The sequence below is a fragment of the Nonomuraea phyllanthi genome (genome assembly GCF_006334985.2).
GTDB classification, from domain to species: domain Bacteria; phylum Actinomycetota; class Actinomycetes; order Streptosporangiales; family Streptosporangiaceae; genus Nonomuraea; species Nonomuraea phyllanthi.
The window spans coordinates 1-1,436 of record NZ_VDLX02000056.1 but is presented as its reverse complement, the minus strand read 5'-3'; the positions used below and the strand labels follow the sequence as shown (position 1 = coordinate 1,436).

1 protein-coding gene is annotated in these 1,436 nt (G+C 66.3%); it reads left to right on the top strand.

Features of this window, described 5'->3' with window-relative positions:
- The first annotated feature begins 127 nt into the window (after positions 1 to 127).
- Entirely contained in the window at positions 128 to 1,384 is a 1,257-nt protein-coding gene (locus FH608_RS51115) for an IS256 family transposase (RefSeq protein WP_394367758.1), read from the top strand.
- Positions 1,385 to 1,436: the final 52 nt, after the last annotated feature.

Sequence of the window (1,436 nt, the reverse complement as noted above, 5' to 3'; positions counted from 1 at the left end):
CGTTCACGTCCAGGGAGATGGTGTGCGGGTGATCTAGCCCATGCTGTGGTGTGGGAGAGATCCATGTGACAAGAGACGGCCACTCCGTAATCCTTCGATTCGCTCATATCAACACGAAGGGGACGAAGTGGCCGTCAATGACATTGTGCCCGCTGCCGGGGAGTACTTGGAAGACACCCTCGCCGCGGCGAGCCCGGACCTGCTCCGGACGATGATCCGCGAGTTCGCCCAGCGGATGATGGACGCCGAGGTCGAGCAGCTGTGCGGCGCCGGCTACGGCGAGGTGTCCAGCGAGCGGGTCAACACCCGCAACGGCTACCGCGCCCGGCCGTGGGACACCCGCGCCGGAAGCATCGAGCTGGCCGTGCCCCGGCTGCGGCAAGGCTCCTACTTCCCGGACTTCCTGCTGGACAAGCGACGCCGGGCCGAGCGGGCGCTGACCAGTGTGGTGGCGACCAGCTACCTGCTCGGGGTGTCGACGCGGCGGGTGGAGAAGCTGGCCGAGGCGATGGGCATCACCTCGCTGTCGAAGTCGCAGGTCTCGGCGATGGCCGCCGAACTCGACGCGATGGTCGAGCAGTTCCGGTCCCGGCCGTTGGACGCCGGCCCGTACACGTTCGTCTGGATCGACGCGCTGACCCAGAAGGTCCGTGAGGGCGGCCGGACGGTGAGCGTGCATGCCCTGCTCGCCACCGGCGTCAACGCCGACGGGCAGCGGGAGATTCTCGGCCTGGACGTCGTCTCCAGTGAAGATGGCGCGGGCTGGCTGGCGTTTCTGCGCAGCCTGGTCGCGCGCGGCCTGTCCGGCGTGCTGATGGTGACCTCCGACTGTCATGCCGGGCTGCGTGACGCGATCGCCTCCACCTTGCCGGGCGCGTCCTGGCAGAGATGTCGGACGCACTACGCGCGGAATTTGATCACGCGCGTTCCGAAGTCGGCCCAGCCGTGGGTGGCCACCATGCTGCGCACCGTTTTCGAGCAGCCCGACGCCGAGTCGGTCTACGCCCAGCATCGTCATGTCGTGCAGGCGCTGGAGGCCAAGTACCCGAAGGCGGCCGAGCATCTGGACGAGGCCCGCGACGACATTCTGGCCTTCGCCGCCTTCCCCAAGGCCGTCTGGCGTCAGACATGGAGCAACAACCCCCAGGAGCGCCTGAACAAGGAGATCCGCAGGCGGACCGACGTGGTCGGCATCTTCCCCAACCGCGACTCGATCATCCGCCTCGTCGGCGCAGTGCTGGCCGAGCAGAACGACGAGTGGACCGAGCAGCGCCGCTATATGGGACTGGAGGTCCTCGCCGAGTGCCGCAAGAACACCGCATCACCCGATCTCGAAAACAAGACAAACGATGCTAAAGTGACTACTGAGGCGATAGCTTCCTAATAGTCACCGATTACGGGTGACCTTCTCAAACACCACTTCCCTGGGCGCGGCC